Source organism: Exiguobacterium sp. s35, assembly GCF_018617535.1.
Lineage (GTDB): Bacteria > Bacillota > Bacilli > Exiguobacteriales > Exiguobacteriaceae > Exiguobacterium > Exiguobacterium aestuarii.
Genome location: NZ_JACSKI010000001.1, coordinates 771,955 through 785,814, shown reverse-complemented (window position 1 = coordinate 785,814; position 13,860 = coordinate 771,955). Strand labels below are relative to the sequence as shown.

General features: G+C 48.8%; 14 protein-coding genes. 9 read left to right on the top strand and 5 right to left on the bottom strand.

What is annotated here, in order from left to right; all coding sequences use genetic code 11:
* The first annotated feature begins 3 nt into the window (after nt 1-3).
* Both KNO75_RS04055 and KNO75_RS04050 read left to right on the top strand, forming a co-directional pair.
* A complete protein-coding gene (locus KNO75_RS04055; protein ID WP_214819941.1) occupies nt 4-1,215 on the top strand; it encodes a hypothetical protein in 1,212 nt (403 codons plus the stop codon).
* Nucleotides 1,212-2,351, top strand: a complete 1,140-nt coding sequence (locus KNO75_RS04050; protein ID WP_214817636.1) for a hypothetical protein — start codon at nt 1,212-1,214, stop codon at nt 2,349-2,351. Before KNO75_RS04055 ends, KNO75_RS04050 begins: the two co-directional genes overlap by 4 nt.
* A gap of 62 nt (nt 2,352-2,413) precedes the next feature.
* Here KNO75_RS04050 and KNO75_RS04045 read toward each other — a convergent pair whose 3' ends face one another.
* The 3 genes from KNO75_RS04045 to KNO75_RS15015 are packed head-to-tail and all read right to left on the bottom strand — an operon-like array spanning nt 2,414 to nt 4,475.
* Nucleotides 2,414-3,427 carry a tyrosine-type recombinase/integrase gene (locus KNO75_RS04045; protein WP_214819939.1) on the bottom strand — a complete coding sequence of 338 codons (1,014 nt, stop codon included), beginning with the start codon at nt 3,425-3,427 and terminating at the stop codon, nt 2,414-2,416.
* Nucleotides 3,424-3,951: a GGDEF domain-containing protein gene (locus KNO75_RS15020; RefSeq protein WP_353047549.1), complete on the bottom strand. Its 528-nt coding sequence runs from the start codon at nt 3,949-3,951 to the stop codon at nt 3,424-3,426. Before KNO75_RS15020 ends, KNO75_RS04045 begins: the two co-directional genes overlap by 4 nt.
* The gene (locus KNO75_RS15015) at nt 3,948-4,475 is read right to left on the bottom strand and encodes a hypothetical protein (protein WP_251126038.1); all 528 of its coding nucleotides are present in this window, start codon (nt 4,473-4,475) and stop codon (nt 3,948-3,950) included. Before KNO75_RS15015 ends, KNO75_RS15020 begins: the two co-directional genes overlap by 4 nt.
* Before the next feature lie 340 nt (nt 4,476-4,815).
* Here KNO75_RS15015 and KNO75_RS04035 point away from each other — a divergent pair, with 340 nt between their 5' ends.
* From KNO75_RS04035 to parC, 3 genes are all read left to right on the top strand, one after another.
* Nucleotides 4,816-5,220 (top strand): CoA-binding protein, encoded by a 405-nt coding sequence (locus tag KNO75_RS04035; RefSeq protein WP_211782816.1) that lies wholly within the window; start codon nt 4,816-4,818, stop codon nt 5,218-5,220.
* Nucleotides 5,221-5,346: 126 nt separating this feature from the next.
* Nucleotides 5,347-7,314 (top strand): DNA topoisomerase IV subunit B, encoded by a 1,968-nt coding sequence (parE, locus tag KNO75_RS04030; RefSeq protein ID WP_214819937.1) that lies wholly within the window; start codon nt 5,347-5,349, stop codon nt 7,312-7,314.
* 2 nt (nt 7,315-7,316) lie between these two features.
* Nucleotides 7,317-9,722: a DNA topoisomerase IV subunit A gene (parC, locus tag KNO75_RS04025; protein WP_214794970.1), complete on the top strand. Its 2,406-nt coding sequence runs from the start codon at nt 7,317-7,319 to the stop codon at nt 9,720-9,722.
* Nucleotides 9,723-9,754: 32 nt separating this feature from the next.
* Here the strand turns inward: parC and KNO75_RS04020 are convergent, their stop codons facing one another.
* Nucleotides 9,755-10,261, bottom strand: coding sequence for a DinB family protein (locus KNO75_RS04020; protein WP_214819935.1), 507 nt, complete (start codon nt 10,259-10,261; stop codon nt 9,755-9,757).
* Nucleotides 10,262-10,392: 131 nt separating this feature from the next.
* On the opposite strand from KNO75_RS04020, the gene KNO75_RS04015 reads away from it, so the two are divergent.
* Genes KNO75_RS04015 through KNO75_RS04005 form a run of 3 tightly spaced genes read left to right on the top strand, consistent with a single transcriptional unit; the run spans nt 10,393 to nt 12,204 of the window.
* Nucleotides 10,393-11,010: an NUDIX hydrolase gene (locus KNO75_RS04015; protein WP_214788042.1), complete on the top strand. Its 618-nt coding sequence runs from the start codon at nt 10,393-10,395 to the stop codon at nt 11,008-11,010.
* A gap of 12 nt (nt 11,011-11,022) precedes the next feature.
* Nucleotides 11,023-11,736, top strand: coding sequence for an MBL fold metallo-hydrolase (locus KNO75_RS04010; protein ID WP_214794974.1), 714 nt, complete (start codon nt 11,023-11,025; stop codon nt 11,734-11,736).
* Nucleotides 11,737-11,751: 15 nt separating this feature from the next.
* Nucleotides 11,752-12,204, top strand: a complete 453-nt coding sequence (locus KNO75_RS04005; protein WP_214788048.1) for a GNAT family N-acetyltransferase — start codon at nt 11,752-11,754, stop codon at nt 12,202-12,204.
* A gap of 194 nt (nt 12,205-12,398) precedes the next feature.
* On the opposite strand, the gene KNO75_RS04000 is transcribed toward KNO75_RS04005, so the two are convergent.
* Complete coding sequence (locus KNO75_RS04000; RefSeq protein WP_214819933.1) at nt 12,399-12,683, bottom strand: hypothetical protein; 285 nt, start codon at nt 12,681-12,683, stop codon at nt 12,399-12,401.
* A gap of 325 nt (nt 12,684-13,008) precedes the next feature.
* On the opposite strand from KNO75_RS04000, the gene KNO75_RS03995 reads away from it, so the two are divergent.
* On the top strand, nt 13,009-13,857 hold the full coding sequence (locus KNO75_RS03995) for a transporter substrate-binding domain-containing protein (protein ID WP_214817622.1): 849 nt from the start codon (nt 13,009-13,011) through the stop codon (nt 13,855-13,857).
* Nucleotides 13,858-13,860 lie beyond the last annotated feature (3 nt).

The window sequence follows — 13,860 nt, the reverse complement described above, 5'->3', positions numbered from 1 at the left end:
GAGATGGAGACAATCAATTGGAAGAAAAAGATGGAGGAACAGTTAAGGCGAAGTGGATTCACCTTGCAAGTCGAAAATATGTCCAATATTCGCTTGACTGAGATTCATGCGAGTTCTTCTCCGTTGATTTCTTATCCGCTGCGTGTCCGATTGTATGAGCGGATGGGTTGGCTCATGTGCACGGTCGATTCGCCGACGCTTGACCGAAATGAGGACCATCCTTTATTCGAGCGAATGGTAACAGCCGTGTTCGAACGGATTGTGCGTCATTTGTACAATGGTTATGGATTTCATATACTGACGTTCATCGGCGATACCGGGAACTATATCACCCCAAAAGATTCAGAGACGGGAGAAGTTGTTCGACTCGTCGCCCACTTGTGGAATGACCGATCTTACATCCATCTTGACACGTTCGAAGAATATCCAGCGCTGTATGTGACCCCACCATGGGCCCATCAGGCGTATGCTATCGAGAGCACAGACGAGGAATGGGTCATTTACGCGGGTAGGGGCGGGAGACCGTCGACTGATTATCGGGCAGATGGCGTTGAATTGAAATCCCATCGTTTGGCAGACGGAGAACTCTTCTTCCCGGTCGACCGTATCTCCAAAGACAAAGGGACACTCGCCCTTGCGGAGTGGCTTCGTCTCGAGCGGAGAGAGGTTGAAGACTTTATGATGTCGTTCATGCAGACGATTCGAAAGTTCGACCCTTCCTTCGGATTTGCTTGGGGCGGGACAGAGACATTCTTTCACGGTGTACCGGTCGAGCCATACGCTCAAGTCCTCAGGCTCGAGAGCGGCAAGCGTCGCTATCGCGTCATGAACAATACGGCGAATCGACTGTTTGCCGTATCGGATGACCCGAATGAGTGTCTGAAGGAAGTGAGCCGAACATTGGGGACGATCACGCTACCCGAACGCCGCGTGTCGGCACTCGGTCAACTGGTCATGGGGATTTGGCAACAGTTTGAGACCGATGAAGAAACCTACATCCAAGAAGTCGCATATCGGGATATCTCGAAATTCCAGATGGAAGAGAAGATTGGTCATGCTTTGGCGAATCAGCAACGTATTCGCTGGATTGACAAAAATCACCCGCACCAGAATGTGATTGAGTATGCCCATCTTCGCATCACGTTCCCGAAACGACCACCTGGCCTTGTCACTGTCGAACCTGCCGAATCCGGACATGAAAGAGGTGCCTTATGAGAATTGTTGACGCACGTGCCATGCCGATCGATCATGAAGACTTGATTGCAGTCACTTCGTCTTCGGTCTACTATCGAGAAAAGAAAGACCAGACGACTTTTTCCCTGTATCGCTTTGATGAAGAGGACGGGATGATTACCCAGTTGAACCGACGACCTTATGAAGACTACGGATATTCGAAACTCTTCGTAGATGGAGACGTCGTGTACTTCTTGAACGAGATCCCAAGTGACGATGGCGTGATCAAAACAGAGTTGATTTCTTTCTCTTATAAATCAGGGAAAGAGGAGGTCGTGACGACGTTTGAAAAACGAGGGAACAGTACACTATTCTGGGTACTCGATCATCGTTACTTCCTTTTTTTGACGGCGTTTGAATCGTCTGACGAAGCATGGTTGTATGATCGCGTGACCGGTCAGCAGGAGCGCATTCGAGACGAGCGTCTAGTCGGGAAGACGGAGCGGTTCCGCGAGCTTTACTTGTTCACGACCACATTTGAAGGCATCTCCTACATTGTCTGTAACGCCAGACTCGATGAATTCGACTACTACGACGCCCTCGACAATGGGCGAATTTCCCCAGACGATCCGATTGATCATTCGGAGGCGCTCCTCATCTGTCCACTCGAGGAGGCGGTCGAGGCGGTCTTTAATCAACGAGAGGAATTACCGTTCGATGACATTCTTCGATTACATGGAGAAGGGGACACGGTTCAATATTTGGGTGAAAAGGAAGGCGTTCTCCGATTTTCAGCGTTTGTCGACTCGTTGAATGAAGAAGTGATCTATGATTTGACTGCGCCTGACGTGTTACACGAAGTAGCAGTGGTCGACTGGGGTGCCTATGAACCGCTCGACTTCACATATGATGATGTCAGTTCGACAATTTTCATAAAAGTCGATGAGAGCGACATGCACACCGAAGTCATTGATATGGCGACTGGAGCGCGTTATATAGATGTGGAACCGTTTGAACGTGTCATCGGTCGGCGCTATCTCGTCCACGAATTCACGGAAGGTCTTACGAGTGGTGTCGTCATTTTCGACTTAGAGACAGAGGAACGCTTCGCATATGACAACGCCTATTATATGGTCATCGATGATGCCGTTTTAATCTTGTCAATGTCTAGCACATAAATATAAACACCACCCATTAATTAGGTGGTGTTTATATTTGGATATATAGTTTACATAACATATTACTGTAAACCTGATATAGCGTGTTTTTTTCGTTCATCACCGATATGGGCATACACTTGTGTTGTTGCCACAGATTCATGACCGAGCAGCTGTTGAATCGTCAACACATCGATTCCGCTCATCGCCAGTCTAGAAGCGAACGTATGGCGAAGCTTATGTGGTGTCACTTGTTTATAAGTCAAGAAAGGGAGAAACGATTTCAACCGATCGATATGACTTTTTAACATGTGTTGAACCGTGCGGACAGCGATTCTTTTTCCTTTCTCGTTCTGAAACAATGCTCCCTCACTCGACGTTTGGCGATATTCGATGAGAAGGAGCTGTAGTGGACCTGCAATCGGGATGAGGCGCTCTTTGTTCCCTTTACCGATGACACGGATTGTCTCGGTCTCAAAGTTGATATCAGACCAGTTGAGCCCGACGAGTTCTGATACGCGCATACCGGTTAGCCCGAGCAGTTGAATGATTAGAAAGTCGCGTTCGCGATTTGCCTCATACCAGCTCGCCTCACGATTTGTCATCCCGACATTGCTTCTTACAAGCGTCGAGAAATCGAGCCATTCCGACTCTGTCAAATAGACAGGGTTCCGTTTTCCCCGTTTCGGACGCTCCACGGTTTGGAACGGATTGACCGTTGCCTGATTCGTCTCAATCAAGTAGTTGAAAAGTGACTGCAGCGTCGAGAGTTTTCGATTGATAACGCTCGGCGCATTCTCGAGCTCGAGCGCAAGATAGGTCGCATACGCTTCTGCACCCGCATGGTCAATTTCTGTAAATGCGACCAACTCAATCGTTTCAGGATCGAGTTCGGTCCCACTTACATGTTCGACCCACCGGAAGAAGTCCAACACATCATAGACATATCGTTGAGCCGTCTGCTTCGAGTAGTGTTTGGCGGCTAAGTGATGGAAAAAATGTTGGATAAATTCCGGTAATCGATGCAACCCATTCAACTCGAATCGTTTTGTCGTCGCGGTTGTCGGTCGTTGACCGAGTTGGCGGAAAATACTCATCGAACCCCTCCTATTCTGACTTGGTTCTTCCCATTTCGTTTTCCTTCGCGTAAATAATGATCCGCCTCTTTTACAATCTCTTCTAACGCGTCCTCTTGCATGCGGACCGCGAGACCGAACGTCATCGTAACATGGAGACGCTCACCCTCATATTCCAGATACGTTGCCTCGATTTGACGCCGTAATTGTTCGACCGACGCGTAAACATCTTCGGATTGTTCAGAGATAAAGAGTAAAAACTCTTCGCCGCCCCAGCGGACTACAATGCTATCGATGGAAGATAGGGTAGCCGCTACTTGTTGGATGACGCGGTCTCCGCAATCATGACCGTACGTCTCGTTGAACGATTTGAATCGGTCGATATCACAGAGCACTAAAGCGTAAGGGTCACCATCACGCCCCGCTTGTTCAATCGCTTCGGAGACGCGCTCGTGCCCGGCTTTTCGATTCAATAGCCCGGTCAATCCGTCCGTAGAAGCAAGGCGTTGTAATCGCTCATTTGACAGCTCGAGTTCATCCGTCACCTCAACACGGCTTTCTCAAAGATAAACGAGAGACCGGCAATCATCATGACCGTCGAAAGGATGCAAAAAAGTCCGAGCGTCTGTTCAATGTGTTGCGGCAATGCCACAATCCCGTCTGACACATAGATAAAGAGAATGCTGTAGATCAGCATTGCGAGAGTGGTCGTCAAAATCCGGTGTCTCTCTGTCACGCTCGGCATGAAAAAGACACTATACGCCATCATGAGAATGAAGTAATGCATGTTGACATCCCAGCCTAAAATGATCGTCGAGATGATGGCGTTATATACGACCTCGATAAAGAGTCCGGTGAAGAAAATCCCATACCATCGTTTATGTACAAAATAGAACGAAATCGTGTAATATAAGACGCTCACGCCGTTCGAGATGAACAGTGAGGTCACATCCAATTGCCAAAATAATAGACAAAACAAGAGATGAACAAACCAGGCGATGACATTTCCGAAAAAAGTGATGCGCTCATTATATAACGTCCCACGACGGGCATCATACGTTGTTCCCATCTCACACCTCCTCTCATTCAGTATAGCGAAAAAGGGATCGTTTTTATATAAAAGTCATCAAAACCATTCAAAAAAACGCTTATAAAACGTATTTATTATTGCGTGAAATAGATATTTCACGCAACGTTTATGAGTTGCGCGATTGCTCTAGAGTCGATTGGTTAATCGAATGATTAACTTTATTGCAAAATAAATGGTAGACAATAATTTGTTATGTAAACCATATTGGTTTGTCTTGAAATTGTAATGTTGAACCATTATACCTTATGATGAAAATAGGACTTGAAACGGCAACTAAGGTAACGTTACACTGTAAACGTAAACCAAAGGGGGATTTTGGATGGATGATCAGCGTTTGAAGCAACTTTTGTCTGAAGCGAAGACCATCGCGGTCGTCGGTGTATCCGACAACCCGAACAAGACGGCCAACCAGATTGCAGAGTATTTGCTACGCGTCGGGTATACCGTCATCCCTGTCAACCCGATGCTCGAGGAGTGGAACGGTCGCAAGGCATATCCGTCCGTCGAGAGCATCCCGGGTAGAATCGATATCGTCGACGTGTTCCGTCGCAGCGAATTTTTAGCAGGTGTCGCAGAAGATGCGGTACGACATGGGGATGTCGGGCTCGTCTTCAATCAGCTCGGTCTCTCAAGTCCTGAGGCGGAGCAAATCGTACGTGACGCCGGACTCGATTACATCGAGAACCGCTGCCTGTACGTGGAGCATGCTCGTCTACTCGGATAAGACCTACCTCCTTGGTAGGTCTCCTTTTTTTCAGCAACGGCTGACAAGGGAGGCTTGCCAGAATGGATGAACAGCTATACAATAGGAAAGAAAAACGAACGTGTGTTCGAAATTGAGGTGACTGCTATGTCAACAGATCTATTTAATTACAATGAAGACGCCATCCAGGTGCTCGAAGGACTCACGGCCGTACGAAAACGACCGGGGATGTACATCGGGTCAACCGACCATCGCGGACTTCACCATCTCGTCTATGAGATTGTCGACAATGCGATCGATGAGGCGCTCGCCGGGTTCGGTAGTCAAATCGATGTGACGATTCACAAAAATGATGCGATCACGGTTCGTGACCACGGACGCGGAATGCCGACAGGGATGCACGCCTCAGGAAAACCGACACCTGAAGTCATCTTCACCGTCCTCCACGCAGGTGGGAAGTTCGGACAAGGCGGATACAAGACGTCGGGTGGTCTCCACGGCGTCGGTGCCTCGGTCGTCAACGCGCTCTCGAGCAAGGTCGTCGTGACGATCCATCGCGACGGAAAAGTGTTCGAGCAGACATTCGCGGACGGCGGTGTGCCACAGACGACACTCCTCGAGACGGGCAAGACGCGTCAGACCGGGACGAGTGTCTATTTCAAACCGGATGCAAGCATCTTCTCGACGACAACATATAACTATGACACGCTCGCCGAACGATTACGTGAATCGGCATTCCTCTTAAAAGGATTGACGATCACCCTCACGGATGAGCGCACAGATAAACAAGAGACGTTCCATTATGAAGAAGGAATCGCCGAGTTCGTTCAATATTTGAACGATGACAAGGCAACGCTCCATCCGATCGTCTATTTCGAGGGCACAGAGAACGAGATTGAGATCGAACTCGCGTTCCAGTTCACGGACGCCTATTCCGAGAACGTCCTCTCTTTCGTCAACAACGTCCGGACGCGCGACGGCGGGACGCATGAGGTCGGTGCCAAGACGGCAATGACCCGCATCATGAACGAATATGCGCGCAAGAACGGATTGCTTAAAGAGAAGGATAAGAACCTAGACGGTGGCGACGTCCGTGAGGGACTCACGCTCATCGTGTCGGTCCGGATCCCAGAGGAATTCCTTCAGTTCGAAGGACAGACGAAGTCGAAACTCGGCTCACCAGAGGCGCGTGCGAGTGCCGATAGCGTCATGGCGAAACAGTTGACGATCTTCTTAGAAGAGAACCCACAGATGGCCACGATGCTCATCAAAAAAGCGATTCGTGCGGCTCAGGCACGCGAGGCGGCACGGAAAGCACGTGAAGAGGCGCGGAACGGCAAGAAAAAGAAACGTTCAAGCATCTTGAACGGGAAATTGACGCCAGCGACATCGAAGAATGCAGCGAAGAACGAACTGTTCCTCGTCGAGGGTGACTCGGCCGGCGGTTCAGCCAAACAAGGACGTGATCGGACGTTCCAAGCAATCCTTCCATTACGCGGGAAGGTCATCAACTCGGAGAAATCAAAGCTCCAGGACATCATGAAAAACGAAGAAATCAACACGATCATCCATGCGATCGGCGCGGGGGTCGGTCACGATTTCGACTTGGACGACTGTAACTTCGACAAGGTCATCATCATGACGGATGCCGACACGGACGGTGCGCATATCCAAGTGCTCCTGCTCACGTTCTTCTTCCGTTATATGCGTCCGCTCGTCGAGGCAGGCCGCGTGTTCGTCGCCTTGCCACCGCTCTACCGTATCTCAAAAGGAAAAGGGAAATCCGAACAGTTCGACTACGCCTGGGACGAAGAGGCACTCGAGAAGTTGGTCAAGGTGTATAAGAAAGGCTATATCCTCCAGCGTTACAAAGGTCTCGGTGAGATGAACGCGGATCAGTTATGGGAGACGACGATGAACCCGGATACGCGTACGCTCATCCGTGTCACGGTTGATGATGCGGCTGTCGCGGACAAACGTGTCTCGGTCTTGATGGGCGACAACGTCACGCATCGTCGTGAGTGGATCGAGGAGAACGTCGCCTTCGGACTCCAGGAAGATGATTCGATCATCGCCAATGAACATGTGACTAAAGCGATTGAGGAAGTGATGTAACGATGTCGACGATTCAACACATTTTAAACTTATCTCTCGAACAGGTCGTTGGTGACCGGTTCGGGCGATATTCGAAATATATCATTCAAGACCGAGCCTTGCCGGATGCGCGAGACGGGCTCAAGCCTGTACAGCGTCGGATTCTATATGCGATGCACCATGAAGGGAACACGAACGACAAGCCGTACAGGAAGTCTGCGAAGACGGTCGGGAACGTCATCGGGAACTATCACCCGCACGGTGACTCGTCCGTCTATGAGGCGATGGTACGTCTCTCACAAGACTGGAAATTACGTTATCCACTCATCGACATGCATGGGAACAACGGATCGATGGACGGTGACCCGGCAGCGGCCATGCGTTATACGGAAGCGCGTCTCTCGAAGATCGCCGGTGTCATGCTGACGTCGATCGCGAAGAATACGGTCGACTATACACCGAACTTTGACGATTCGACAGAAGAACCGCTCGTCTTACCGTCACTCCTCCCGAACCTACTCATGAATGGGACGACAGGAATCTCTGCAGGTTATGCGACGGAGATCCCGCCACATAACTTGACGGAAGTACTCAACCTCGCCATCGCGCGTCTGAAAGGTCAGGTCGATTCGGCGACAGACGCCCTCGCGTATGTCACAGGTCCTGATTTCCCGACCGGAGGAACGGTCATGGGGAAAGACGGCATCTTAAAGGCGTTTGAGACCGGTAAAGGGAAAGTCATCATCCGGGCGAAGTCAGAGATCGAGCAGTTAAAAGGTGGCCGTGAACAAATCACCATCACGGAACTGCCATATGAAGTGAACAAGGCGAACCTTGTCAAAAAGATGGAAGAGCTTCGACTTGATAAAAAGGTTGAAGGTGTCGCGGAAGTCCGTGATGAGACAGACCGGACCGGCCTTCGCGTCGTCATCGAATTGAAGAAAGAAGCGGACGCAGAAGGTGTCCTCCATTTCTTCTTGAAGCATACGGACTTGCAGCTCGCCTATAACTACAATATGGTTTCGATCGTGAATCGGACTCCGAAACAGATGGGGATTCTCCCAATCATCGATGCTTATTTGAAGCACGTCGAGGAAGTGGTCACACGCCGCACGACGTTCGAACTCGAGCAAGCGAAAAAGCGTGCCGAAATTGTCGATGCCTTAGAGCAAGCTATCTCTGTCCTTGACGAGACGCTCGAATTGATTCGTTCTGCAAAAGACAAGGCGGACGCGAAGAACAAACTGATGCAGCGGTTCTCGTTCACGGAACGCCAGGCCGAAGCGGTCGTCATGCTCCAATTGTATCGACTCACCAACACAGACATCGTCGAGTTGCAAAAAGAAGCAAAGGCGCTCCAAAAAGAGATCGCCCGCCTCTCGAATATCCTCGACGTGGACGCGACGAAACGAAAATTGATCGTGAAAGAACTCACGGCATTGCGTGACGAGTTCGGGGACGACCGTCGCTCGATCATCGAGTCGGAAGTCGAGGAATTGAAACTGAAGACGGAAGTCATGATTGCTGTCGAGGAAACAATGGTCTTCGTCAGCCGAGACGGATACGTCAAACGTGCCTCAATGCGTTCATACGGTGCGTCAAGTGACGTCTTACCCGAGATGAAAGAGAAAGACCGCCCACTCCTCACGACACAGGCGATGACGACGGACCACTTGCTCGTCTGGACGAACAAGGGGAGCTATCTCCTCATCCCGATCCACCAAATCCCAGAATCGAAGTGGAAGGACGCCGGCCAGCACGTCGCCAACCTCGTCCCGATCGAAGGGGAACAGGTCATCTCGGCAGACGTCGTCTCGACGTTTGATACGGATGCCCATTGCCTCTTCGTGACGAAAGATGGGATGGTCAAACGTACGCCGTTACGAGACTATGACGCGCAGCGGAAGTCGAAACCGCTCATGGCCTTGAAGCTAAAAGGTGACGATGAGGTCGTTTTCGCTGGAATTAGTGATGGTCCTGGGCAGTTGTTCCTTGTCTCAGAGCGTGGATACGGTCTCTGGTTCAAAGAAGATGACGTACCGGTCGTTGGACAGCGGGCAGCTGGTGTGAAAGCGATGAACTTGAAAGATGGTGACGTCGTCGCCGACGCCTTCTCGTTCTTCACGCCACCGTTATTCGTTCTCGTGACGCAGCGAGGAGCGGTCAAGAAGATGAAACTCGAAGACCAGTTCGACTGTACGAACCGTAATCTCCGCGGAACGATGCTCATTCGTGAGGTCAAATCTAAACCGCACCAAATCCGTCGTGTGCTCCCGGTTCATGGCGATGAGACATTGCATATCGTTGGGAAAGAGAAAGCGAAACAAGTGAAGACAAAAACTCTTACGCTACTCGATCGCTATGCCAACGGGTCGTTCGTCTTCGACGAAGATTCATTCGGTGAGATCGAGGACGTCTATCTCGATTAAAGATAAGACCTGTGCATCGGCATAATCGCCGCTCACAGGTCTTTTTGTGTTAGCCATCCTTCTAGTTCTTGTTGTTGTCGACGATGATGCCGCGTATGCATCTCGACAAGCTCGAACCATTCTCTCGCGTTCAACCAGCCGAAACCGCCATGAAGTGTTTTTTGGTTATCTCCAGCGTCGTCTAGACGAGATTCTAAAGCTTCCATCCGTGAAATCAAGGTGAGCAACCGTTCTCGTAACCGGTCGTGTGAATCCGTATTATTCGGTGGTTGATTCATCTCAGGTGGGAGTTCGATTTTGATTGGCGGAAACCCACCTTCTCGAAACAACCTCTCTCCAAATGGCGTCTTCCCACCACCGAGTTGGCCGTCTTCTTGAAGACAACGGTCGACTTCATCTAAATACTCATTCGCAACCAAAATGATATGATCGTACATCTGACCAATTGACCAAATAGTAGGGGTGTATTTATACCGTAAGTCGGGTTCTGAATAGTATGCCAGTGTCTCCTTGTAATGGTCTAGTTCATAACGTTTCATGCTAGACGCCTCCTCCATTTTCTTTCAGTATACGTGACTCATACGAGTCAATGGGGAATATGAAAAGCGAAAAGGAAGAACGGATGGATTTGACGAAAGAAACATGTAGGACAAATGATAGGGGGATCTATATGTCTCAATGGCTAACGTGGGCGAAACGGATTCAGGCGCTGTCTCAGGCCGGTCTGACGTTCACACGTGATCAATATGACCGAGAACGATATGAAGAGCTCCAAGAAATCGCAAAGGAGATGTTTGAACGGCATTCAGACTTATCGAACGAGGCCATCTCACAATTGGTCCATGTCCAAGGCTATCCGACACCGAAGCTCGACGTAAGGGGTGTCGTCTTCAAAGGAGACCGGCTTTTACTCGTCAAGGAGCGGTCAGACGGATTGTGGACATTACCAGGCGGCTTCTGTGAAGTGAACCGTTCTCCTGCTTCGAATATCATCAAAGAAGTGGAGGAAGAGGCTAGCTTGGACGTGATCCCATTGCGTCTCCTCGCCTTATTCGATATGCATGAACATCCACACCCGCCACTTTCTGAGCATTACTACAAACTTTTCATCGAGTGTGCCTTGATCGGCGATGGGGAGGGGGCTGCCGGTATGGAGACGAGTGATGTCGGCTTCTTTGAACGCGATCATTTACCAGAACTCTCCCTTGCCCGTAATACGCTCGAACAGATTCATATGTGCTTCGACGCGCATTGGCAAGAAGATGACTGGACCACTTTATTCGATTAGGAGGTTCTACCGATGAAAGTGAGACGATACGGACATATCCATCAATTATCCTTTTATGCTCCTGTTCTTCCGATTAACGTCCAGTTGATCGAACATGAGCTTGGGCTCGTCTTGATTGATACAGCGCTAAAACGGAATGCGTCAGACATCCTGGCGTATATTGAAGAACTTGATAAACCGCTCCTTGCCATTTTGTTGACGCATGCCCATGGAGACCATGTCGGCGGGGTGGACGCAATCAAAGCCGAGCACCCACTCGCAGAACTGTTCATCTCCCGGCGTGATGCCCGTCTGTTGTCAGGGGACCGTTCATTAGATGAGGACGAGCAGAACAAGATTCGTGGTTCCTTGCCGACAATCCATTCTACTCCGGACACGCTATTAGATCCCGGGGAGCGGCTGTTTGGGTTACAGGTACTTGCAGCAAGTGGACATACGCCGGGTTCAATCGCATTTTATGATGAAGCGAATCGAGTATTACTCGCTGGGGATGCTTTTCAGTCACAAGGCGGGGCTGCAGTGGCAGGGGACGTCCGTCCACTTTTCCCGCTCCCTGGTCTTGCAACGTGGAATCGATCCGTTGCTGTCGAGAGTGCGGAGCGGCTAATCGATTTATCTCCACTCCTGACGTTTGTCGGGCATGGTCCGCCGCTCAAAGGGACGCATCGACTTTATTTGGCATTGAAGCGGGCGCAGCGAAAACAGGCGAGAAAGTTTATTCGTTAATGGAGGGGTGAGACGATGCAGCTAAACGAAATCCCGATCCATCAATTCGAACAGGCGCAGCAGATGCTTGAGATTCAACGGAACGCTTATGCCGTTGAAGCGGAATTGCTCGGGTTTGATGAAATCCCGGCTCGATATGAGACGATTGATGTCATTCAAAACTTGCCAGGCACGAGCTACGGGTTGTATATCGAGGAGCGGTTGATCGGATTTATCACGGTTGAAGCATCCGAGAAGACGGTTGAGATCACAAAACTTTGTATTGACCCGACATATTTTCGGGCGAGACTGGCAACGACGTTACTCGAGCATGTGTTGAGTATTCATAAGGGCCAACTTGTATACGTACACACCGGCAAACACAACGGACCGGCCAAACGTCTGTATACGAAACTCGGATTCGTGCGGAGCACTGAATTTGAACCAGAACCAGGCGTCACATTAATTCGATATACACATTCATCTTAATTTTTTATCTCATCTCACTATCATAAGTATACTAAGATAATGAGATGAGTATTTATTTTTACTGATAATATATGTTATGTAAACTAATAAAAAATGTACTTAAATCTGATTCATTTAGAACACCCTTTTTGATGTATTCTACTCATCACAGCTACTTAATCTTAGTAAATGCTGCCGTATATAAATAACTGTACTCACTCGTTCCTTCGTCTAACGTCTTCTTCCTCAATCACGTCCGAGAACAAAGGGACGTCTCCGGTAAATGTGACGCTGCCTAAATACATTTCGCAGCATAACCGGATTGCCAATGGATCTTTAATGGCCGGGCGGATTGGATCATACTCACCGAATTTAGTTCCGTAATCATCCCCTAAAGTAAGCATTTCGGTAACTGTTTGAAGCGATCCGACTTTCCTCGTTAATTCACCATTTTTAAACGTTAAAACCGTCTTCCCGTCTCGCAATACGTTAAATTCCATTGTGATTTACCTCCTATAAGATATCTAAGCTCAAGTCATATTTGTTCGAATGTGCATTTTTCTTTTTACATAAAAAATAACTACTATTTTAATTTTTATTTAGACAACCCATCATATAGCTATTTCATTGTTCCACATAACTCTGTCTCTATCATTTTTACTAACTGTATTAATTGCTTGATAGACTGTTTCATCTAATTGATAGCGTTTTTATGAATTATTGTTTCATCGGTTATGAATACACTGTTTCTCAATTCTTCAAAGTTGCCTGACTGGACAAGTCATGCTATTTTTAGACAGATGAAGCATCTAAGGAGGAATTTTAGTGAAACGAACAACAAAAGGTTTGGCAGCTACATTATTCTTAGCAATCCCACTTGCCGCTTGTGGTGATGATAGCACGAATCAAGCAGATACGACACGTTGGGAAGAAATTCAAGAAGAAGGAAAGTTGACAATCGGTACAGCCGGTACCCTCTACCCCGCTTCTTTCCGTGAAGAAGAGAGTGATACGTTGACAGGTTTTGACGTGGAACTCATGAAAGAGATTGCGAAGCGTCTCGAGCTCGAAGTTGAGTTCAAAGAAATGGCGTTTGACAACATGTTGACGAGTGTTCAAAACGGGCAGATCGACGTCGCAGCAAATGATATCTCGGTCACAGAAGACCGCAAAGAGAAATTTGCTTTCTCGAAACCGTATAAGTACACGTACGGAACAGCGATCGTTCGGAAGAGTGACCTTTCTGGCATCGAATCACTTGAAGATTTGAAAGGTAAAAAAGCCGCTGGTGAAGCGACGACGGTCTTCATGGACGTCGCACGTGAATACGGAGCAGAAGAAGTCATCTATGATAACGCAACGAACGACCAGTACTTGCGTGACGTCTCGACAGGACGTACGGATGTCATCTTGAACGATTACTACCTTCAAACACTTGCGCTCGCCTTCTTCCCTGAGTTTGATATCACGATTCACCCGGATATCGCCTATAATCCACAAGAAGTCGCTTTCTTGATGGATAAGGAAAATGACGAGCTTCAAGAGAACATCGACCGTGTATTAGGCGAGATGCTCGAAGACGGTACAGTCAAAGAGTTATCTGAGCAATTCTATAACGGTGCAGACGTCTCGGTAGAGCCTGATGTGGACGCAACGATCGTCGAAACGAAGTAAGAG

Coding starts and splice junctions, on each gene's coding strand:
- KNO75_RS04055 (WP_214819941.1), top strand. CDS start 4: ATGGAGACAATCAATTGGAAGAAAAAGATGGAGGAACAGTTAAGGCGA.
- KNO75_RS04050 (WP_214817636.1), top strand. CDS start 1,212: ATGAGAATTGTTGACGCACGTGCCATGCCGATCGATCATGAAGACTTG.
- KNO75_RS04045 (WP_214819939.1), bottom strand. CDS start 3,427: ATGAGTATTTTCCGCCAACTCGGTCAACGACCGACAACCGCGACGACA.
- KNO75_RS15015 (WP_251126038.1), bottom strand. CDS start 4,475: ATGGGAACAACGTATGATGCCCGTCGTGGGACGTTATATAATGAGCGC.
- KNO75_RS04035 (WP_211782816.1), top strand. CDS start 4,816: ATGGATGATCAGCGTTTGAAGCAACTTTTGTCTGAAGCGAAGACCATC.
- parE (WP_214819937.1), top strand. CDS start 5,347: ATGTCAACAGATCTATTTAATTACAATGAAGACGCCATCCAGGTGCTC.
- parC (WP_214794970.1), top strand. CDS start 7,317: ATGTCGACGATTCAACACATTTTAAACTTATCTCTCGAACAGGTCGTT.
- KNO75_RS04020 (WP_214819935.1), bottom strand. CDS start 10,261: ATGAAACGTTATGAACTAGACCATTACAAGGAGACACTGGCATACTAT.
- KNO75_RS04015 (WP_214788042.1), top strand. CDS start 10,393: ATGTCTCAATGGCTAACGTGGGCGAAACGGATTCAGGCGCTGTCTCAG.
- KNO75_RS04010 (WP_214794974.1), top strand. CDS start 11,023: ATGAAAGTGAGACGATACGGACATATCCATCAATTATCCTTTTATGCT.
- KNO75_RS04005 (WP_214788048.1), top strand. CDS start 11,752: ATGCAGCTAAACGAAATCCCGATCCATCAATTCGAACAGGCGCAGCAG.
- KNO75_RS04000 (WP_214819933.1), bottom strand. CDS start 12,683: ATGGAATTTAACGTATTGCGAGACGGGAAGACGGTTTTAACGTTTAAA.